We start from the raw sequence: 21561 nt of genomic DNA, 5'->3' as shown, positions 1-21561 counted from the left end.
GTCCGGACGAACGGCGGCATCGTGATCCATCGTGCCGCAATCAGCGCACGCCGTGCATCAGACGCCGGATGCCCGGCGCGGCCAGCAGGAACACCACGGCGACCACCAGACCACCCCAGAACAGGCGCGCGTAGACGTGGCCGTAGTCGGCGAAACCCTGCAGGGCGGTGCCGCCGGAGGCGGTCTGCGTCGCGATCCAGCCGGCCAGCTGATAGGCCAGCGCCGTGCCGAAGAACCAGCCGCCCATCGCCAGCGAGGCTTCCTCGGGCGCGGCCAGCTGTCCGACCAGGGCGTAGCCGATCGGCGACAGGGCCAGCTCGCCCAGCGTCTGCAGCAGGTAGCACAGCGCCAGCGGCAGCCAGCCCACGCGGTCGCCCGACGCATGGGCGATGGCCCAGGCCAGCAGACCGTAGCTCAGCGCCACGAACAGCACGCCGATGCCGAACTTGCGCGGCGTCGACGGATCGCGTCCGCGTCGCTGCAGCCACGGCCACAGCATCGCCATGAACGGCGCGAACAGCAGGATGTAGAGCGGATTGGCCGACTGGAACAGCGTGTAGTGGAACGGCGCGGCGACGTGATCGCGGGCGAAGAAGTTCAGCGAGGTCACACCCTGCAGACTCAGCGCCCAGAACACCACCATCGCCACGAACAGCAATAGCAGCGCCAGGTAGCGCTGAGTCTGCACGCGGTCGCCACGCTGGATGCAGCGCACCACGAAGTAGATCACCAACAGCGCCATCAGCACGTACATCGCGGTGCGCAGCACGGTCGGATACGCCAGCAGCAGCGCCACCGGATAGGTCAGCGCCAGCATCGCCAGCACCACCCAGACCGTGGCCATGCGGCCGTGCAGATGCGCGCCATCCGGCAGGATCGGATCGAGCTTGTGCTTGCGCCACTGGAACAGCGCGGCCGCGATCAGCATGCCCGCCGCCGCCGCCACGAAGCCCCAGCGGAAACCGTAGCGCTGACCGATCAGGCCGGCGCAGATGAACGGCGTGACGAAGGAACCTAGATTGATCGCCAGGTAGTACAGCGTGTACCCGCCCTCGCGGCGCGGATCGTCCTTGGCGTAGTTGCGCCCGATCAGCACCGTCAGCGGAATGCCCAGGCCAGTCGACAGCGCGAACAGCGCCAGGCCGAGCTCGAACCCGAACAGGCTGGGCGCGGCCATCAGCAGCAGGCCGACCACGCACAACCACAGCGACGTGGCCAGCGCGCGCGTCTCGCCGAGCAGCTTGTCGGCCACGTAACCGCCGATGATCGGCGTGGCGTACATCAGCGCCAGGAAACCGCTGGCCAGCAGATCCGCCTGCTTCTGCGCCGCCGTCGCGCCCAGCGAGGCGAAGAAGGTATCGGCGATGTACGGCGTCAGGAACGCGCGAAAGCCGTAGAAGGCGAAATTCAGCCCGACGGTGACGCCCAGCAGCATCCACAACTGCCGCGGATGCCCCCAGAAGCGTTCCTGCGGAAGGTGCTCGGGAGCGTCGGCGGCGTCGGTGGCATGCATGCGTGATTCCTGTCGTGGGGAAAGTGCGGCCCACGATCAGACTGCACGCGGTCGATCAAAGTTCGCTTAGCCCAGCTGTGCCCGCACGTCGAGCAGCTCGGGGAAGAAGGTCAGCTCCAGCGCCTTCTTCAGGAAACCGACGCCGGACGAACCGCCCGTGCCGCGCCGATGGCCGATGATGCGCTCGACCGTCTTCATGTGCCGGAAACGCCACAGCTGGAAGTTCTCCTCCATGTCCACCAGGGTTTCGCACAGGTGGTACTCGGGCCAGTGCTGCTCGGGATCGCGGTAGATATGCTCGAACACGGGCAGCAGCGCCTCGTTGCGGGCGTACGGCTCGGTCCAGTCGCGTTCGAGGCAAGCCTCGGGCACCGCGTGTCCCTTGCGCGCCAGCCAGCGCAGCGCCTCGTCGTACAGGCCCGGCGCTTCCAGCGCGGCGCGCAGCCGCGCCTGGCCCTCGGCGTCGTGTGCGAACACATCCAGCATGTCGGCCTGCTTGTTGCCGAGCAGGAACTCCAGCAACCGGTACTGCAGCGACTGGAAGCCCGAAGCCGGCCCCAGCCGATCGCGGAACTTCAGGTATTCGTAGGGCGTCATGGTCTCCAGCACGCCCCACTGTTCGTACAGCTGATGCTGGATCTGCTTGACCCGCGCCAGCACCTTCAGCACCTGCCCGATCTGATCCTCGCGCAGCAGCCGCAATGCGGCCTGCAGCTCGTGGATCGCCAGCTTCATCCACAGCTCGGCGACCTGATGCTGGACGATGAACAGCATCTCGTCGTGGTAAGCCTCGCTCGACACCGGCGCCTGCGCCGACAGCAACGTGTCCAGCCGCAGGTAGCCGGCGTAGGTCAGGCGGTTGCCGAGGTCGCGCTCGATGCCGGCCTCCAGATCGCGACGATTGTGCTCGGCCATGCGATGAATTTCCGTGCGGAGGGAAAGAGCGGAAGCGTATCAGCATCGCCGCGGCATCGGCACGGCACGACCAGACCAATTTGCCGCATCCATTCACAAATCATTGTTTATGCATGGAATTCAACAAAATATCATGCAGACCAGCGCGCGCAGATGCTGCGCCGTACCTTGCGATGCAGCATGCGAATTTGTTATCAAGGGCGGCCAACCGGGCAAGCCCCGCGCCGGCTCCGCTGGATGGGCCGCCGACTTGCCTACCGACTCTCGCGCCCGCGGCGTGGGATAATCGTCGTCTTCGTCACAACCCAAGCAGGCCGCGCAGCGCCGGATTCCGCGCACTGCGTTCGCGCTCGCCCGCAGGGCCGGTGCAGGTCCGCTCCGTACCACCGTTCCGGGAGGATCTCGTGTCCATCGCCGCCAAGTTTGAAATCGAATACCTGCAGTACCTCGATCCCGAGGGCAAGCTGGTCGTCAAGGAGAAGGACCTGCCGGCCTTCGCCAAGGATCTCGACCACATGGTCGAGCTGTACAAGCTGATGGTCTCCACGCGGGTGTTCGACACCAAGTCCATCGCCTTGCAGCGCACCGGCAAGCTGGGCACCTACGCCAGCTGCCTGGGCCACGAGGCCGCGCACGTCGGCATCGGCAGCGCCATGAAGGACGAGGACGTCTACGCGCCCAGCTACCGCGAATACGGCGCGCAGCTGTACCGCGGCGTGCAGCCGCGCGAGGTCTACACCTACTGGGGCGGCGACGAGCGCGGCAACGACTACCAGAAGGAACCGGCGCGTCACGACTTCGCCTGGTCGGTGCCGATCGCCACGCAGTGCCTGCATGCCGCCGGCAGCGCGCTGGCCTTCAAGATCCGCAACGAGAAGCGCGTGGCCGTGTGCACCGTCGGCGACGGCGGTTCGTCCAAGGCCGACTTCTACGGCGCCATCAACCTCGCCGGCGCGCAGCAGCTGCCGCTGGTTGCCGTGATCGTCAACAACCAGTGGGCGATCTCCGTGCCACGCAGCATCCAGACCGGCGCCGAGACGCTGGCGCAGAAGGCGATCGCGGCCGGCCTGCCGACCATCCAGGTCGACGGCAACGACATCATCGCCGTGCGCAAGGCGATGGAAGACGCGCTCGAGCGCGCCCGCAAGGGCGATGGCGCCAGCGTCATCGAGGCCGTCACCTACCGCCTCGGCGACCACACCACCGCCGACGACGCGCGCCGCTACCGCGGCAGCGAGGAAGTCGAGGAAGCGCGCGCCAAGGAGCCCATCAAGCGCCTGCGCGCCTACCTGGAATCGAAGAAGGTCTGGGACCAGGCCAAGGAAGACGCCTGGCAGGCCGAGTGCGACGATTGGATGGACAACGAGGTCAACGCGTACCTGGAAACCAAGACCCAGCCGGTCACGGCGATGTTCGACTACACCTTCGCCGAATTGCCCGAAGACCTCGCGCGTCAGCGCGCCGAGGCGATCTCGCTGGAATCCAAGGAGCACTGACCGATGGCACAGATCACCCTCATCGAAGCGGTCACCCAAGCGCTGGCCTACGAAATGGCGCACGACGATTCGGTCGTCGTGCTGGGCGAGGACGTCGGCGTCAACGGCGGCGTGTTCCGCGCCACCCAGGGCCTGCAGGAAAAGTTCGGTCCGCTGCGCGTGCTCGACACGCCGCTGGACGAAACCACCATCGCCGGCGCCACGGTCGGCCTGGCCGTGCAGGGCATGAAGCCGGTCGCCGAAGCGCAGTTCGAGGGCTTCATCTATCCGATGATGGAGCACATCAACTGCCACGCCGCGCGCATGCGCAACCGCACCCGCGGCCGCCTCAGCGTGCCGGCCGTGTTCCGCGCCCCGTGGGGCGGCGGCATCCGCGCGCCCGAGCATCACTCGGAGGCCAACGAGCACCTGTTCACCAACGTGCCGGGCCTGCGCGTGGTCCTGCCGTCCTCGCCGGCGCGCGCCTACGGTCTGCTGCTGGCGGCGATCCGCGATCCGGACCCGGTCATCTTCCTCGAACCCAAGCGCATCTACCGCCAGTACAAGGAAGAAGTGCCGGACGACGGCGAAGCGCTGCCGCTGGACGTGTGCTTCGTGCTGCGCGACGGCACCGACGTGACCCTGGTGACCTGGGGCGCGCAGGTGAAGGAAACGCTGGAAGCCGCCGACGAACTGGCCGAGGAAGGCATCAGCGCCGAGGTCATCGACGTCGCCACGCTGACGCCGCTGGACTTCGACACCATCGCCGAATCGGTCAGCAAGACCGGCCGCTGCGTGATCGTGCACGAGGCCCCCAAGACCGCCGGCTTCGGCGCGGAGATCGCCGCCCGCCTGGTCGAGGAATGCCTGTTCGACCTGCTGGCGCCGGTGCAGCGCGTGACCGGCTACGACACGCACATCCCGCTGTTCCAGCTGGAAATGAAGTACCTGCCCAGCGTGGAGCGCATCGTCGCTGCCGCGAAGAAGACGCTGGCGGTCAGCTAAACCCCTCGGGGCGGGTCGCCCGCCCCGCTAAAGTCACGAATCTTCACGGATCAACACCATGGCCGACATCAAGACTTTCAACCTGCCCGACCTCGGCGAGGGCCTGCCCGACGCCACCATCGTCGAATGGCACGTCAAGGAAGGCGACGACATCAAGCTCGACGCGCCGCTGGCCTCCATGGAAACCGCCAAGGCCGTCGTCGACGTGCCCTCGCCGTACACCGGCAAGGTGGTCAAGCTGTACGGCGCGCCCGGCGACGTGATCGAGACCGGCGCCGCGCTGGCCGATTTCGAGCCGGACCCGAACGCCAAGCAGCGCGCCGAGTCGCAGGACACCGGCCATAGCCATGGCCCGAAGAAGAAGAAAGCCGCCGAACCCGCGCCGGCGCCCGCGCCGGCCGCTTCCGGCGACCGCGAGGACGAAGGCACCGTGGTCGGCGCGATGGCCAGCGGCAACACCGTCCACGTCGAGCAGGTCAGCAGCGCCGGCGGCGTCAAGGCCGTGCCGGCCGTGCGCGCGATGGCAAAGAAGCTCAAGGTCGACCTGACCCGCGTGCAGCCGACCGGCGAAGGCGGCGTGGTCACGCTGAAGGACGTCAAACAGGCCGCCGCCGACGGCAGTGCACCNGCCGGCCCCCGCGGCCGCCGCGCCGATGGGCACCGGCCAGCGCACCGCCGTGTCGCAGGCCGGCAAGCCGATGCGCACCGCGCCGCCGTCCGTGCAGGCCAGCGGCCAGCCCGAGCAGCTCAAGGGCGTGCGCCGCAACATGGCCCGCGTGATGGCCGACGCCCACGCCAACGTGGTGCCGACCACGCTGGCCGACGACGCCGACCTGCACGCCTGGATCGGCAAGCAGGACATCACCGCGCGCCTGATCCGCGCCATCGTCGCCGCCTGCAAGACGGTGCCGGCGCTGAACGCCTGGTTCGACGGCGACAACCTGACCCGCACCCTGCACCCGCACGTCGACATCGGCATCGCCGTGGATACCGACGACGGTCTGTTCGTGCCCGCGCTGCGCAACGCCGACATGCTCGACGCCAACGGCGTGCGTCAGGGCATCAACCGCCTGCGCAACCAGGTCATGGACCGCAGCATTCCGTCCTCGGAGCTATCCGGCTACACCATCAGCCTGTCCAACTTCGGCATGTTCGCCGGCCGCTATGCGACCCCGGTCGTGGTGCCGCCGTGCGTGGCCATCGTCGGCGCGGGCAAGCTCAGCCACGACGTGGTCGCGGTGATGGGCGGCATCGAGGTGCACCGCCGCATGCCGATCAGCATCACCTTCGATCACCGCGCCGCCACCGGCGGCGAAGCCGCGCGCTTCCTGAAGGCGCTGCTAGACGATCTGGCGATGCCGCAGTAAGGGCTGCGCCCAAGCTGTTTTGAACAAAAGGGACGCCGCAGCGTCCCTTTTGTTTATCCGCAGCGCGCTGCCATCGCGGATCGGACCGGCTGCTCACTGCACCCCGACCGGCGCAGATGCACTCCGAATCCGTGTAATCACACGGCCCGGAAAGTGGACTTCCACCGCCGACTTCTGGGACGCTCGTCGTGTCTGCGCCCGCCTGCGGGCCGCCCTGCGATGCGCGAGCCATGACCGACGCCACCACCGTCTTCAACCAGAACCCCCAGCCGCGCAGCGCGCGCACCGACGCCGAACCGCCGGTTCGCAGCATCGTCGTAGCCGGCGGCGGCACCGCCGGCTGGATGACCGCGCTGCTGCTGGCTCATTCCGCCTACGGTCCACGCCTGCAGATCACGCTGCTGGAATCCCCGCAGGTCGGCGCGATCGGCGTCGGCGAAGGCTCCACGCCCTGGCTGCGCGGCTTCTTCGACGAACTGGACATCGAGGAAGCGGAGTGGATGCCCGCCTGCAACGCCACCTACAAGAGCGGCATCACCTTCGAGGGCTGGTCCACGCGCCCCGGCTTCGAGAGCTACTTCCACTCGTTCGCCTCGATGCTCGACAACCTGACCATGCCGCAGTTCGTCGACAACGTACACGCGCGCCTGAACCGCGCCGACGTGCATGCGCATCCCGACCGTTTCTTCATCTCCACCAAGCTGGCGCGCGACTGCCTGGCGCCGAAGCCACAGCGCAGCTTCCCGTTCGACGTCTGGTACGGCTACCACTTCGATTCCGTGCTGCTGGGCCGTTTTCTGCACGACAAGGGCGTGCAGCGCGGCGTGCGGCACCGGGTCGGCCACGTCACCGCGGTGCAGCAGCACGACAACGGCGACATCGCCTTGCTGCGCCTGGACGACGACACCACCCTGGCGGCCGACTTCTTCGTCGACTGCACCGGCTTCGCCTCGCTGCTGATCGGCAAGACGCTGCAGACGCCGTTCGTGTCTTACGCGGAAAACCTGTTCAACGATGCAGCGGTCGCGTTGCCCGTGCCGCACGACGGGCCGATCATGTCGCAGACCGTCTCGACCGCGCTGCGCAACGGCTGGTCCTGGAAGATTCCGCTCACCCATCGCCACGGTCACGGCTACGTCTACAGCAGCGCGTTCTGCTCGGCCGAGGACGCCGAAACCGAACTGCGCGCGCATCTGGGCCTGCTCGACGCGGACGTGCCCGTGCGCCACCTGAAGATGCGCGTCGGCCGCATGCAGAAGCACTGGCACCGCAACTGCGTCGCCAACGGCCTCGCCCAGGGATTCATCGAACCGCTCGAGGCCACGGCGCTGCTGTTCGTGCAGCGCACCGCGACCCTGCTGGTGCGGGCGCTGGAAAAGGGCGACCTGGGCGAACGCGCGCAGACGGACTTCAACACCACCGTCAACGACCTGTTCGAGGGCACGCGCGATTACATCGTCGCGCACTACAAGACCAACACCCGCACCGACACCGACTACTGGCGCGAGAATGCGGCCAACACGCGCCTGTCGCCCTCGCTCGAACGCCTGCTGCGCACCTGGCTGGCGAGCGAGCCGATCATTCCGGGTCTCAACGGCGGCGCCTTCGGCAAGGGCTACCCGATCATGTCCTGGTACAGCCTGCTGGCCGGCATGGGCCTGTTCCCCAACGCCGGGCAAATGCGTCCGGCGACCAAGGAGGAGGCCAGACACGACCTCGCGCAGATCGACAACCTGATCGAACGCAGCGCCACCAATTTTCCCGATCATCGCGAACTGCTGCAGAACATTCCGCTACGATCGCGGGAAAATTCGTTGCAGGCCTACTTCTGGTGAAATACGCACACCTCATGCGACCGTTGCGTCGCCACGAGGAACGAGAAGACACGCGCCGATGCAGCGGTGCGCGTCGGACGGCAACAGATTCCCGCCCGGTTTCACGCTGCGTATTCGCGCTGCTGCTGACCTTGAGTTTCGGTACCGCAGCACATCCCGCCGGCAAGCAGCCCACCACGTTTGGCAACCTGCGCGCATCCACACACAGCGTCGTCACAACGCACGGACTCGACCACGCATTGCGCATGCCCCATCGCTTCCACGTGGCATCGCCCGAACACCGGACCGACACATTCAACGGCCATCCGTTCCGTATCTCGCTGACCGCGTTCCTGAGCAAGGACGCCGCATTGATGGTGCACGCAGAAACCGTTGCCGACGACAGTGGCGCATCAAACTACGACGCGCTGCCCATGGCCACTCTTGCCGGACTGACGTTCCATCGCCGTCCGGACCAATGCGTGAATCTGAGCAAGCAGCAATTGGAAGGCGAACACGATCTGCTGTGGCTCGCCGACCACGGTTTTCCCCCGACCGGTCCACTACAGGTGCGTCAGTACCTGACCAACAACCCGCAACACGACCGCGAGATCGTGCTCACCTTCATGCTGCGCGTGGCGGACTGCACGCATGCCGAACGCAACCGGTTACGCTTGCACGCGTTGATCGGTCTGTTGAAAATCGATGGAAAACAAGTGTTTTCGGCGACGGAGCATGCCCCCCGCAACTGGCATCCATGATGCTGTCGCCTCTCGCATGCATCACGGTACATACGGCATCATCGGGCCGCCAGACCCGATGATGCCGCTCTCCGCAATTCACATTTCGGCATGGATGCAGATCCTGACAGGACCCAAGGAATACCCGGACTTGCAGGGCCCATCAGCTGGGAACGACGTCGTTACAGACTTCCTTCGACAGCTCAGGGAATCGCGTGGTATCCGACCGGGAACCATCCCGATGCGAGGGACATGTAGGCACACGTACGGTTCGGCTCGAGCGTGATCGAATCGTACGCCTGATCGGACGGCATGCAGACCATCGCCCTCGCATACGTGCCGGTTCCAGATTGATTAAGCACACTGGTATCGAAAGTCACTGGAGCTGTGTTGTCGAACCCCTGTGCTCTGACTACAAAACCACCGGAATACTCGGTTGACGAATGGCCAGCGGTACCGAACGTGCCCTTGGTCCATGATGACTGAGCGCCGCTGATCGAGAAGTTTCGATTGAAATCGCGGAACACGAGTCCGCTATTGCCTGCCTGCACGTAATCGAAGGCCATCCCCCTTCCCTGCCGACCTCCGCCCAAGCGATACACGTAATCATTGGCCGGAAAATCGCCCAGGTCGAATTCACTGAAGCCATTGCCGGTGCTATCCCATACGTGGATCGCGTGCTCGCCATCCATCCATGTGATGGATGCACGGCTGGTCAGGCTGTAGTAACCGATCGACAACGGCGTGTAGTCGCAAGCCACGGGAAGGATTTTGGTTGCCACGTGCTTGCCGTCTTTCATCCTCCAGTAGCCGAACTGGCATGCTGCAGGGTTTTGCCAAAGCAGGTCGTCGGTGCCGTCACCATCCACATCCGCCGATCCGAGCAGTACCCAGCCAGCAGGATAGGTACCCAGGTAAGCCGGCACAAATCCATGTATCGGATCGATTTTCCAGACATACAAGTCATGCTTTGGACTGGTGAATATCAGGTCGGCCCTGCCGTTTCCATCCACATCCCCCGTACCGGCAATGACATAGCCTGGCGTGATCGACACGGTTCGCACATCACGGGTAATCGTAGTCTGATCATCGCTCAATGAGAGATACCAGATCTGGAATTGACTCGAACCCGGGGAAAACCAAAGCAACTCTGAGAGTCCATCTCCATTGAAATCGTTCGGAGTGGACGTCCGTCCGGGAATGGTGCTGTTGGCGATCAACGCAGGCTGGTCGGCAAAAATTCACACTCTGCGCATGCGCGGTTGAGGCCAACGCCATCAATAGAACGAATGCTGCGCTTTTTGATGTCCACTTGATCATGGCGTCAGCTCCTCGCCCCGCGGGCCTGCACCATTACCGGGAGCGCCAACCATGAACCAGTCGCGCGGAAAACTATAAGAAGCACAGTCTCCAGACTGCGGCGGAGAAGATGCCTGCGGCATACAAACGTCCATGGAGCCATTGCCCTGTTGTTCAATCAGAGCCCCACCTTGCGGGGCTCTACCCGAAATGATCGAGCCTCCGACACTCCACGGCAAACCGACAGATTCCGTTGTCGGGCTTGACCATGTGAAAGCCGTTTGATGACCTGAGGTGTCGAAGGTACGGCCCAGGGTCATATACGTAACGAACGTACTGTAACTGCCATCCGGAAAGTTCTGACGGTAAATCGCCGATATACCCTGGCCGGCCACTCCTCCACCAAAACCAATCAACACATTACTGGTTGCCGTTTGAGTGACGTTGTACGAACGAAATCCAGCACCCATGCTGTCCCAAATCCATAAGTCGTGCGCGGAACTCGTCCAGACAATGGAAATGCGTGGGTTGGGTGAAAAGTACCCAATCGCTACTGGCGAATAGCCACACGCGACAGGAATCGTTCGAATGCCTGCCCGGACTCCTTTCTTGATCAACCAATATCCAAACTGGCAGCCCCCCTTGTTGAACCAGAGCAGATCGTCCTGGCCATCCCCATCTACATCACCCGCCCCAAGCAGCTGCCAGCCTGAGGAATAGGGCGCAAGAGATGAGGCCACGAATTTCCCGGAGAGATTATTGGTCCAAAGAACTAGATCTCTGTCCGCATTGGTCAAAACCATATCGGCGAATCCATCCCCGTTGAAGTCGCCGACCGCACCGACAAAATTCCCTGCCCCCATGTCCAAGACGACGGAACTTTTACGCTCCACCTCGCCGGAAGAATTAAGCCCCATGATCCAGTAGCCCACCTGGTGCTTGAACGGATTGGTCCAGACCAAATCCGAAAAGCCATCTCCATTGATATCAGAGGGCGTGTGCGCCGAACCCGGAATCGGGGTCGTTGGAATCAATGCCTGCAACGTATCGACTCTGACTTCCTGCGCGTGCACTCCTGCTGCAGCAAACAGAAATAAGCCTACGCATCCATGAATTATTTTCACGTTGAACTACCCCACCCCTATTTATTTGTAGATAATAGATCGAAGCACCATCGCACCTACGCCTTAACCTAGGGTTCGGGGCGGTGCCGAAGAGTCATATCGACCTAGCTCTCAACGGGGCGGCACATAGAGTTCCATGCCCATCCTGCCCGGCACGGGCTTCTTGGTGTATTGCTGTTGCAGGAACCGATAAATCTCCGGATGCGTCATCGGATACGTCAGCGCTTTCCGCCGATCCAGCGCTGCGCGGGAAACCAGGATGGCTGCCGGTTTTGCCGCGCGCAATCGGGCGATTTCCTTCTCCTCGAATACCGGCTTGCGCGGAAACAGCGGATAGATGCCCCAGATCGGCGACTTCTCATGCAGGGCGGCCATCAACCCCGGAAAGTACGGAACGGCCAGTACCGTCCCGTTGACATACTCCTGCATCGCCACCTCCAACAACGCGTGCGTGGGCTGCGAAACCATGACGCGATCACCCTGGACGTTCATGGGAACGAGCCGAGCACTGCGTGAAAGCGCCATGCGCGGCTGCAGCGGCAGCGCAACCGGAAGTGAAACCAGAATCAGGCCGCTGACGATCAACGGCTGCCAACGACTGCGCAGACCGAAGAATGCCGGCATGGCAATGGCAAGCAGAAGGTACGGCACCATGGCCTGTGCCAGGTGTGCAGGATCGGCTCTGGAGAACGCCACATTTGCGTACGGCACGGCAACGGTAAAGGCTGCCACGAACAGCGCCTCGTGCCCCTGGATTCCTCTGCGCACGCGTCGAACAATCGCGATGAATGCAAGCACCAGACTGATCGGCAGCGCCACAAAAAACAGCGACAGCATCACCCGCGCGAAACTGCCGTGCGCCGCATGTGTCCAGGGCCACGGAATGGGCAGCGGCAGATTCGTCCCCTTGTACTCGAACAGGATGTAGTGCAAGGCACTGATTTCGGCCTGCACGAACCCATGCGCGATGAGCGCAGTCAGCAGTACGGGCAGGTAGCCGATAATCACGCCCAGACCCCATGCCAGCAGGGAGGGAATCGACAACGCCCCGGACCTTTCCGCCCACAGACAGGCAAACGCCAGTACTGCAGCCACCAGACCGTATGCTCCGTGGTTCTGGCCAATGGTGGCCGCCACACCCACGATCAGCCCGAACTGGAAGAACCGATCCTTGCCCGGTTTTCGCAGCATTCGGTACACGCCGAGCACGAGCAAGGCCGATATGGCGATGTCGAACACTTTGTGCCGCGGCACCAGCCACTCCGCGAAAAGCAACGCCACCGGGATCATCCACCACACGCGCGATTCCCGGGTGGCTGCCCCCGAAAGACCGATGCTTATGCCCAGACTGATGGCGGCGACCATCGCCAGCACGGCGCGCAAGGCAAGCAGCCCGTCCGTGCCGAACGGATAAAGGAGCAATCCGGAGAAGTAGTAGCGTCCGACTTCGTAGGACATGAAGTCACGAACGGGGACCTCACCGGAAAGCACGCGCTGGACCCCGTACCAGAGGTAACCCTCATCCGCCAGGAAGTCGCCGAAGGCCCGATTGATCCTGTACAGCACCGCGGCAACAATCACTGCCAGCAATGCCGCGATCAAGACATTCCGGCGCCGGCCGGCATCGGCTTGCAGCATGCGCATCACTCACCCCCGACTCGTAGCGATCAACCCGACGAAAACGAACAGCAGCCCGACGAGCTTCCAGCGCGTCATGGGTTCCCCGAACAAGGGGACGGCCAGAAGTCCCACGACGACGAAATTCAACGCCATGAACGGATAGATTCGACTGAGCTCGAAACGCGAAACCGCCACGATCCAGCAGGCCGATGCCAGAAAAGCTGCCGCCAGACCGACGATCACCCAGGGGCGGAAGAACATGCTCACGACATAGCCCAGCAAGGCCCCTCCCGCCTGCGGTGGCGGCGGCACAAGACCAACCTGCCATTTCAGTAGAAGCTGTCCAGCGACCGTAAGAACGACCGTCATCACGACGAACAGATAACTCATGCCCCCCCCTCCTCTCGCCAACCCCAGATATAGCGGGGAGCTTCCGGGCCAACGTGAAAAAGCAGATCGAGAATGGATACCGCATGCTCGAAGGAACCATGCGTCTGCGGATACTCCGGATAGCCGGAATAATCCTTGTAGGCAAGCGCGATACCCGCTTCAGCGAAGCGCTCATCGATGATGTATTCCTGTGCGGACGGTCCGGAAAGATACGCTGACGCCCCGCATTTGCGGACGAGATCGATCAAACGATCAAGCTTGCGCCCCTCAGCGGAAAACTCGCGCGAATCGCAGAACCGAGTCGTGATGCCCAGACACTCGCGCGCGATCGTCCGTGTGAACCATTGGTTCATCTCCGAGAGATTGCTCCAGATGCGTCCTCGGTAGAATTCTTCGATCAGCGCCGCATAATGCGAAAAATACGGCGTTTTTGAGTACGCGTGCACGAGAGCCTTCCAGTGCTTTTCCTGCCAGACCGCATCCGGAATCGCCACTTCGTGAATCAATCTCCGGGTATCGTTGCCGACGGGCACACTCAACCACTTCAAGCCCTGCCGGGTCTTGATCCGGTTGCGCGAACGCCAATCGCGCACGGTGTACTGCACATCATCGAGAAAGATGAAGGTGTCAACGCTGCGGATGATGTCGAAATATCCCTTCCACGGGATGTAGCTGGACTGGATCGCCGCAACCTTCATGACCCGTACGCTCCTTCCTGCATCAGGCGCACGGCAAGCGGCAACCCCCTGAGATCCTCGGCCACCCATACTCGCTCGGCCACAGACGGCGCGTATCGCCGCAACAGATCCACACGCACGCGATAGCGTCCTCCCGGCCGTTGCAGAAGAAGGCACGAACCAAAACCCGCGCGGACGGCGCCTAGCGCATCGCGAGCGGGATTGTCTCCGACCATCATCAGGAATTTCGGTTCGCATCCAAGCCGTTGCGCGACGATCTCGAAGGCACTGGATGCGGGTTTTTCCGCACCATGCTCACGCGCGAAGACCACCGTGTCGAAAGCGTCCGCGAGATTACCGCTGGCCACGAGTTTCGCACGCTGCGTCTGCGGTGGATTGTCTGTCAGAAGCGCCAGCGCCAGCCCCTGATCTCGCAAGCAACGGAGGATATCCGCAACCTCGGTAAACAGATGCGCACGTAACGGCCGCGCTTGCCGGTAAGCCTCCAGCAATCGATGTCGGAGATCGTCCCGCTGCAACCTTTCGCAGATGGCATCGATCAGGCGCGCATGCTCCCCCTGCTCCAGCGCGAAGTACGCATGCGCGAGCACATCGTCGACATCCACTTCACCGGCAAGCATGGAGGCCGCAAGCTTCATGCGATCGAGCATCCAGCGTTTCTGATCGAGCAGCGTGTCGTCCAGATCGAACACCACCCCCTTGACCCTCTCCGGCGCAAACAGGGGCAACGTTTGCTGAGTCAGCGAACGCACGGTACGCACATACCTTCGCGGCCGGATGTCCTTGTCCTCTGCGCGTCCTAGAAGAAAAGCCACGAGGTTGACACCTTCCGCCAGCGCATGCCCGGACGAAGTACCGTGCCGCGGATTGAGATCCGAGAGAAAGCACGTTCCGTCCGGAAGCTTCAGCCATTGCACGTTGAACAGGCCGCATGCGCCTTGTCCGCGCAACCAATCCGCAAGCAAGTCGACCCGTCGCGCGAGATGCGGATCTTCGATCGACTGACTGACGACCGCGAACCCCCCCGAGGTGCGCATGCGCTGCCGGAGCGTCACCCGCGATACGTTGCCCTGAAAATCGATGGCGAAATCGGTGGAAATTTCGTCGAACTGGTCGAAGTAAGTGGTCCACAGGTACGAACGCGCCAGATCATCGCGTTCGACTTCGTGAATCTCGTCGAAAGCGCGCACGACCCGGCTCTCACGCCCGCCCCAACCCTCGCGTTCACGGCCGAACAGCGGATAGGGCGCGTCCGCAACCAACTCAATAGGCGACTGCACTTCGAAGCCTTGCGCGCCCAGGGCCGCGTACAGCTTCTTCTTGTCCAGCAGGGTGTCGAGAAGGTTGGGAGGGCACACCGCAGTACGCGCACCGGCATTCAGGAGCCGCTCGTGCATGCACGCGAGGCAGCGCAGTTCTCTCTGCGTCGCCGGAATGATCAGGTCGATGCGTTCACTGCGCACCAGCTCGATAAGCGAGGCTTCGAATGCCGCGGCTTCGCTCAAGGGCGGGCACTGCACATAGCGATCCGCCTGCAGTTCACCGAGCGCATCGCTCGTGCTGTCGACGACGACGACGCGCGCACCGTCAATGGCATGAACCGCATCGATGATGCCCTGTCCCTGAAAGCCGCCCCCGGCGACCACGGCAACGGTCACTGACACGCGCGCGCTTCCAGAAAGATCCCGTTGCAAACGTCCGGAAGCTCGAAACCCACTTCGTCCATCGCCTGCACGATCGCGTCATCCAGCTTCAGAGAGGCCAATTGATCGCTGGTGAACGGCTTCAGCATCAACCCCGCCCGTCCCACGACTTCGAGGCCGCAGGACTCAATCAGTGCCTGGATGCTCACCGGATCGAAATAATGCTGATGACCGAGTGCGCGGTCGGCCTCGCTCAAGGCATGCACATCCGGCATAAGACCGGCCTGGAAACCGATCTTGCGATGCAGCGAATGCGCATTGGGAACGGCGATCATGATCCTTCCCTGCTGCGCGAGCATCGTGCTGAAACGCCGCAGCACGAGGCCGGGATCGGCAACATGCTCGAGCACGAACCCCATCTCGATGACATCGAAGCGGCGATCGGTTTCGAAGGTCTCGAAATACGACTGCTCGAGCCGCACGTATGGAGGCACCGGCGTTTCCCGACGGAACATCTCGATGATGCTCTCCGACCCCTCGACAATGAGGTAGTCGCGCAGACGATCGCCCAGCCGCTCGATGAGACCGTGCACCGTCACGCGATGACCGACCCCCAGGCTGAGCATGGAGAAGTGCTGCAAATTTCGTGTCCGGCGAATCATTTGCTCCAGCGCTGCATGCAACAAGCGCAGGTTGTCGTCGTAGAACCGGAATCCCGGCATGTACGCGGTGCTGTCTTGCTCAATCGTCATTGCAATGTGGTTCTGAAGCGGAGGGTTCGATGTCCTTCACGATGAAGAGCGGGCGCTGCTGGGTCTGCACGAAGATGCGCGCGACATAGATTCCGACCACGCCAAGACTGATCATCAGAAGACCGAAAAAGGCCGTAAGCAACGCAACCACAGAGGGATAGCCGAGCGCTGTCGACGCAGGATCGATGAGCTTGTTCACAACGACATAGCCGGCATTGGCGAACGAGATCAGCAATGAAATCGCGCCGACCCACAGACTGGCATACAGCGGTTTTGCTGAAAACGAGGTCACGGCCTCGAGCAACAATGCCGCGCGCTTGTAGAGGGTGTACGAAGATCTGCCAGAACGACGCAACTTCTCGACCGGCAGTCCAAGTTGCACGAATCCGGTCCAGGACATCATTCCGGCCAGGAAGACATTGCGATCCCCAAGACCGAGCAACGCGTCCACATAACGTCGCGTCATCAGTCGCTCGGTCACGACGCTTTCCTGCACCGGAGAGTCGCTCAGGCTGTTGAACAGCGACCAGAACAGTTTTCCGCCCCACCGTTCGATCCAGCCACCCTTGCGTACTTCCTGGTAGCCGTAGACCACATCGGCCGCAGAATCCCGCATTCTCGACCACAGCCGCTTGAGGAACAAGGGCGGCACCTCGAGATCGCAATCGATCAGGAACACGCGTTCGCCGCACGCATGCGCGAGTCCGGCCAGTGCGGCCTTGTGATGGCCAAAATTGCGCGACAACTGCACCAGGCGCATCCGCGGGTCCACCCGGCACTGCTCACGCACCCAATGCGCCGAATCATCCGGGGAGCCGTCGTCGACAAAGACGATCTCGAACTTGTCGATATCCAATTCGGCAAGCACTTCATGGCATTGCGCGACGAACTCCGGGAGAAACGTTCGCGAACCATAGAGCGTGCTGACCACGCTCAGAACGCAGGCTTCGTCGCCAGGGGCCTTCACAGGGCATTCGTTGAGATTGGAAAGGGACGCTGGGTGCACGGTAGTTATCTTGTGAACAAATCAGGATGGCTAACGTGACCTCCCTGCCCTACACGCGCCTCGCTTCGGCATGATGCCGCAAGCCTGCAGTTCGGAGACGTTCAATTGAAGAGCTTCGCATGTCTCGCGAATGCTCGCCAAGTTCGTCGACGAACAAGCCGGCCGCACAAGCTCACTTCTTGCGGATATCCGCCAATGCTCGTGGACTTCAAGCACCGGTACGAAGCATTGCAAAGCAACAATCCAACCCGTTATGGGCAAACACGCGTCGATGCAGCTTCATTTTCACCCGTCGACCGGCTATTGCGGTACGAACTGGATCGCATCCGGACCGCGCATGATACCGAGATTCCACGCTCGCATGTTCTCGGCCAGCAAGAAGCCCATCTCCCCGAACTTTGTTCGAGGGCGAAAATTGCTCCTCCGCAGTGAGCATCGTCGGATTCGCGTACCCATGCGGTAATCGGCGGTCAATTGTACGAAGGAGTCGGTCGACTCGGCACGAGAACCTTGTTCACGTTGAGACTCATCATACCGGTGCTTCACCCTGATGCGATCACGCGACGAGCTCTCTCGAGGAACCAGTATCCGGCCCTTGCCAACAACAATCTCGTACCCAGCAACGGCCGGTAGATTGGAACCATCAAGAAGATACTCAATGCCCAAACAGGAGCGTCAGTCCCAGCTGGTGTTTAAGCAAGATGTCCAGCGGCATGTATGACGGCATGGACTCTTTAACGGTAACGCACGCAAAGGCCCATGCGAAGACTGGCAACATGAGCCCTCGATTGGGTGCATATCTGTACGCCTTGACGCGCGTCATGTGTATTTCGCTTCATGCAGCGGACTCGAACCGAGGTCACGCACGACCTGCCGGTACGCCCGATAATGTCCGTGACCCAGAAACATCTTTCGCTTCGCCCCTGAAGCATCAGGCATGGACGCCCCGTTGCCAGAGCACATGCCGTGCGATCAGACCCAGCGCCATGACGAAGGAAAACCCGCCGTAGGCATACAGCACCGGTGCCACCATCTGCCACACGCCCAGGTGCCCCGGAAGCGCGTGATCCGCTGCGGACACGAACCCGTAATGGGTCAGGGCGATGGCCGCCAGGGTGGCCGCCGACAGCACGACCGCATCGAACAGGCGACGGCCGCGCGTGCGCGGCAGGGACTTCGGGAAGCTCCAGTAGGCCCAGGCCAGAATCACCAGCCACGGCCCGAGCAGAATCAGGCCGAGGTAACTCATGCGTCGCCGTCCTCGGCCGCCAGCGCCGCCAGTTCGGCACGCAGACGGTCGATGCCGGCGTCGCGCGCGTCGGCGTCGGCGAAGACCGGACTCTCGGCCACCGATGCGCCGTTCAGGGTAACGACGAAGGCGTTGTCGGCCGGTACGACCGCCAGCGTGTCGCCCATCGCCACGATCTCCTGGATGCACGCGCCGGCGGCTTTCGGATCGGCGAAACCGCGCGACAGCGCCAGCTCCTCGCCATCCGCGGCAAGCATGCGAAAGCGGAAGCTGCCGTCCTGCTCGCGGAAACTGACCATGCGCATCTGCTTGCCCTTCTTCTTGCGCTTTTCCTTCTTCGCCGGCGCCTGCACCGCGCCGCGACCGAGACCGACGGCCTCGCGCAGGGTGTCCAGCAGCGGTTCGGAGGTCTTGCGCGCGCGCGCCGCGCCGGCCATGAGGATCGCCTCGACCTCGTCCAGATGCGCCATCAGATGCGCGTAGCGCTCACGCATCGGCGCCAGCTCGCGATCGATGCGCGCGAACAGGTGCTGCTTGGCGTCGCCCCAGCCCATGCCGCCTTCGAGATCGGCGCGGAACGCCGCGGTCTCGTCCGGATCGGCGAACGCACGGAAGATCGTGAACAGCGCCGAGCCGTCGGCGTCCTTGGGCTCGCCCGGTTCGCGCGAGTCGGTGACGATGCGCATGATCGCCGCACGCGTGGCCTTGGCGCCGCCCTCGAACAGCGGAATGGTGTTGTCGTAGCTCTTGGACATCTTGCGACCGTCCAAGCCCGGCAGCGTCGCCACGTGCTCCTCGATGGCCGCTTCCGGCAGCACGAAGAACTCGCGCCCGTACAGGTGATTGAAGCGCTGCGCGATGTCGCGCGCCATTTCGATGTGCTGCACCTGATCGCGACCGACCGGCACCTTGTTGGCGTTGAAGGCGAGGATGTCGGCCGCCATCAGTACCGGGTACATGTACAGGCCCGCGGTGACGCCAGCATCCGGGTCTTCGCCGGCGGACGTGTTGGCGTCCACCGCCGCCTTGTAGGCATGCGCGCGGTTGAGCAGCCCCTTGGCGGTGACGCAGGTCAGCAGCCAGGTCAGCTCGGGAATCTCGGGAATGTCGGACTGGCGGTAGATGGTCGCCTTGTTCGGGTCCAGTCCGCAGGCCAGCCAAGTCGCGGCGATGGCCAGGCGCGAATGCTGCACGCGCGCCGGATCGTCGCACTTGATCAGCGCGTGGTAGTCGGCCATGAAGTAGAACGCATCGACGTCCTCGCGCCGACTCGCGGCGACGGCGGGACGGATCGCGCCCACGTAATTGCCCAGATGCGGGATACCGCTGGTGGTGATGCCGGTCAGAACTCGCATAAATCATGCTGCGTCGCGCAAACAGCCGTTGAGTTTACGGCATACCATGGTCCGTGCAATCGCTGCGCGGTTGCGATCCGAAGCAGTCCTTGTATCCACGTCGTTTCCACCACCGGGAGATTCACGATGGCAGGCAAGTTTGAACTGTTCACCGCCAAGAACGGCAAGACCCACTTCCACCTCAAGGCCGGCAACGGCGAGGTCATCCTCGCCAGCCAGGGCTACGCCGCGCGCAGCGGCGCGCGCAACGGCATCGAATCGGTGCGCAAGAACGCCGGCGACGCCAAGCGTTTCGAGAAGAAGACGGCCAAGAACGGCAAGCACTACTTCGTGCTCAAGGCCCGCAACAGCCAGGTGATCGGCACCAGCGAGATGTACGAGAGCGAGCGCGCCTGCGACAACGGCATCGCTTCGGTCGCCAAGAACGCGCCCGGCGCCAAGCTCGCCGAGGGCTGATCGCGTTTCACGTCAGGGGCAGGACGCGGCGCTCCGCAAGGAACGCCGCGCATGCCGTTGCGCGCATCAGCCGCGAATCAGCGTGGACTTGCCGAACAAGCTCTCGACCAGGTCCACGGCCACTTCCGCGGTGCGGTTGTGGTCGTCGTAGGCCGGGTTCAGCTCAACCACGTCGAGCGAACCCATGCGGCCGGTGTCGGCGATCATCTCCATGCACAACTGCGCTTCGCGGTAATTCGGGCCACCCTGCACCGTGGTGCCCACGCCCGGCGCGATCGACGGATCGAGGAAGTCGACGTCGAAGCTGACGTGCAGATGCGTGTTCTTGTCCAGCCCGGTCAGCGCCTCTTCCATCGCGCGTTTCATGCCGAACTCGTCGATGTAGCGCATGTCGTACACCTCCAGCCCGGCCTCGTGGACGAACTTCTTCTCGCCCTCGTCGACCGAACGGATGCCGATCTGCCGCACCATCGACGGATCGATGGCCGGCTTGCTGCCGCCCAGCTCGGTCAGGCCCTGCGGACCATGACCGCACAGGCACGCCACCGGCATGCCGTGGATGTTGCCCGACGGCGTCAGCTCGCTGGTGTTGAAGTCGGTGTGCGCGTCCAGCCACAGGATGCGCAGCTTGCGACCCTGCTCGCGGCAATAGCGCGCCACGGCGGTGATCGAGCCGGTGGCCAGACAATGGTCGCCGCCCATCATGATCGGCAGGCGCCCCTGGTTCAGCTCGGCGTAGACCGCCTCCATCGTCGCGCGATTCCACGCAATGACGCCGTCCAGGTGACGGTAGCCGTCCTTCGGCGGCAGCCACGGATTGACCGGACCGCTGAGATTGCCGCGGTCGACCACGTCCAGACCGCGCGCGCGCAACGTCTTGTCGATGTCGGCCACGCGCAGGGCATCCGGCCCCATCAACGCGCCACGATGGCCAGCGCCGATATCGGTAGGTACGCCGATCAGCGAAACAGGCGGAAAACGATTCATGAAACCTCCATGCATCCGGGTTTGGGCCGCATCGGCGCGGCCACGTCATAGCCATTCAGTATAAGGGAAGCCCGCCGGGCCTTCCGGACACGCCTCGGCACACCTGCGCGCCACGCGTCCGGGTGACGTATGATCGCGGCGAAAAGCGCATCC

Annotated in this window: 19 protein-coding genes and 1 pseudogene; 7 read left to right on the top strand and 13 right to left on the bottom strand. The window is 63.2% G+C overall.

Going from position 1 to position 21561, the window contains the following annotated elements; all coding sequences use genetic code 11:
• Window positions 1-40: 40 nt before the first annotated feature.
• A complete protein-coding gene (locus tag LF63_RS03000) occupies window positions 41-1513 on the bottom strand; it encodes a peptide MFS transporter (RefSeq protein ID WP_043099530.1) in 1473 nt (490 codons plus the stop codon).
• Window positions 1514-1579: 66 nt separating this feature from the next.
• The gene (locus LF63_RS02995) at window positions 1580-2428 is read right to left on the bottom strand and encodes a tryptophan 2,3-dioxygenase (RefSeq protein ID WP_043099526.1); all 849 of its coding nucleotides are present in this window, start codon (window positions 2426-2428) and stop codon (window positions 1580-1582) included.
• Between the two features lie 404 nt (window positions 2429-2832).
• On the opposite strand from LF63_RS02995, the gene pdhA reads away from it, so the two are divergent.
• The 6 genes and pseudogenes from pdhA (at window position 2833) to LF63_RS02970 (ending at window position 8850) form a co-directional block, all read left to right on the top strand.
• Complete coding sequence (gene pdhA, locus LF63_RS02990; protein WP_043099525.1) at window positions 2833-3924, top strand: pyruvate dehydrogenase (acetyl-transferring) E1 component subunit alpha; 1092 nt, start codon at window positions 2833-2835, stop codon at window positions 3922-3924.
• Window positions 3925-3927: 3 nt separating this feature from the next.
• Complete coding sequence (locus LF63_RS02985; protein WP_043099522.1) at window positions 3928-4908, top strand: alpha-ketoacid dehydrogenase subunit beta; 981 nt, start codon at window positions 3928-3930, stop codon at window positions 4906-4908.
• Window positions 4909-4966: 58 nt separating this feature from the next.
• Window positions 4967-5535: pseudogene (locus LF63_RS16215) on the top strand (biotin/lipoyl-containing protein); the annotation flags it as partial.
• A 1-nt stretch (window position 5536) separates the two neighbouring features.
• A partial coding sequence (locus tag LF63_RS16210; RefSeq protein WP_338047202.1) for a dihydrolipoamide acetyltransferase family protein occupies window positions 5537-6275 on the top strand: 739 nt, incomplete at its 5' end.
• A gap of 230 nt (window positions 6276-6505) precedes the next feature.
• Entirely contained in the window at window positions 6506-8110 is a 1605-nt protein-coding gene (locus tag LF63_RS02975; RefSeq protein ID WP_052394622.1) for a tryptophan halogenase family protein, read from the top strand.
• Window positions 8107-8850, top strand: coding sequence for a hypothetical protein (locus tag LF63_RS02970; RefSeq protein WP_152569234.1), 744 nt, complete (start codon window positions 8107-8109; stop codon window positions 8848-8850). The genes LF63_RS02975 and LF63_RS02970 overlap by 4 nt, the downstream gene beginning before the upstream one ends.
• 182 nt (window positions 8851-9032) lie before the next feature.
• Here LF63_RS02970 and LF63_RS02965 read toward each other — a convergent pair whose 3' ends face one another.
• From LF63_RS02965 to LF63_RS02925, 10 genes are all read right to left on the bottom strand, one after another.
• Entirely contained in the window at window positions 9033-10049 is a 1017-nt protein-coding gene (locus LF63_RS02965; protein WP_152569233.1) for an FG-GAP repeat domain-containing protein, read from the bottom strand.
• 96 nt (window positions 10050-10145) lie between these two features.
• On the bottom strand, window positions 10146-11252 hold the full coding sequence (locus LF63_RS15440; RefSeq protein WP_081945057.1) for an FG-GAP repeat domain-containing protein: 1107 nt from the start codon (window positions 11250-11252) through the stop codon (window positions 10146-10148).
• A gap of 111 nt (window positions 11253-11363) precedes the next feature.
• On the bottom strand, window positions 11364-12890 hold the full coding sequence (locus LF63_RS02960) for a hypothetical protein (RefSeq protein ID WP_152569232.1): 1527 nt from the start codon (window positions 12888-12890) through the stop codon (window positions 11364-11366).
• Between the two features lie 9 nt (window positions 12891-12899).
• The gene (locus LF63_RS02955; protein ID WP_043099516.1) at window positions 12900-13262 is read right to left on the bottom strand and encodes a DMT family transporter; all 363 of its coding nucleotides are present in this window, start codon (window positions 13260-13262) and stop codon (window positions 12900-12902) included.
• Window positions 13259-13960, bottom strand: coding sequence for a WbqC family protein (locus LF63_RS02950; protein ID WP_043099514.1), 702 nt, complete (start codon window positions 13958-13960; stop codon window positions 13259-13261). The genes LF63_RS02955 and LF63_RS02950 overlap by 4 nt, the downstream gene beginning before the upstream one ends.
• Entirely contained in the window at window positions 13957-15624 is a 1668-nt protein-coding gene (locus tag LF63_RS15155; RefSeq protein WP_152569231.1) for an HAD-IA family hydrolase, read from the bottom strand. The genes LF63_RS02950 and LF63_RS15155 overlap by 4 nt, the downstream gene beginning before the upstream one ends.
• Window positions 15615-16355: a methyltransferase domain-containing protein gene (locus tag LF63_RS02940; RefSeq protein ID WP_043099512.1), complete on the bottom strand. Its 741-nt coding sequence runs from the start codon at window positions 16353-16355 to the stop codon at window positions 15615-15617. Before LF63_RS02940 ends, LF63_RS15155 begins: the two co-directional genes overlap by 10 nt.
• Window positions 16345-17322 carry a glycosyltransferase family 2 protein gene (locus tag LF63_RS02935; protein WP_043099510.1) on the bottom strand — a complete coding sequence of 326 codons (978 nt, stop codon included), beginning with the start codon at window positions 17320-17322 and terminating at the stop codon, window positions 16345-16347. Before LF63_RS02935 ends, LF63_RS02940 begins: the two co-directional genes overlap by 11 nt.
• A 970-nt stretch (window positions 17323-18292) precedes the next feature.
• Window positions 18293-18610, bottom strand: coding sequence for a hypothetical protein (locus LF63_RS02930; RefSeq protein ID WP_043099509.1), 318 nt, complete (start codon window positions 18608-18610; stop codon window positions 18293-18295).
• Window positions 18607-19965 (bottom strand): tryptophan--tRNA ligase, encoded by a 1359-nt coding sequence (locus LF63_RS02925; protein ID WP_043099507.1) that lies wholly within the window; start codon window positions 19963-19965, stop codon window positions 18607-18609. Before LF63_RS02925 ends, LF63_RS02930 begins: the two co-directional genes overlap by 4 nt.
• A 126-nt stretch (window positions 19966-20091) precedes the next feature.
• Between LF63_RS02925 and LF63_RS02920 the strand changes: the two genes are divergently transcribed.
• Window positions 20092-20421 (top strand): YegP family protein, encoded by a 330-nt coding sequence (locus LF63_RS02920; RefSeq protein ID WP_043099505.1) that lies wholly within the window; start codon window positions 20092-20094, stop codon window positions 20419-20421.
• 66 nt (window positions 20422-20487) lie between these two features.
• On the opposite strand, the gene rocF is transcribed toward LF63_RS02920, so the two are convergent.
• Window positions 20488-21408 carry an arginase gene (gene rocF / locus LF63_RS02915; protein WP_043099504.1) on the bottom strand — a complete coding sequence of 307 codons (921 nt, stop codon included), beginning with the start codon at window positions 21406-21408 and terminating at the stop codon, window positions 20488-20490.
• Window positions 21409-21561 lie beyond the last annotated feature (153 nt).

The sequence above is a fragment of the Oleiagrimonas soli genome (assembly GCF_000761445.1).
Lineage (GTDB): Bacteria > Pseudomonadota > Gammaproteobacteria > Xanthomonadales > Rhodanobacteraceae > Oleiagrimonas > Oleiagrimonas soli.
This window is presented reverse-complemented; position numbering and strand designations above follow the sequence as displayed.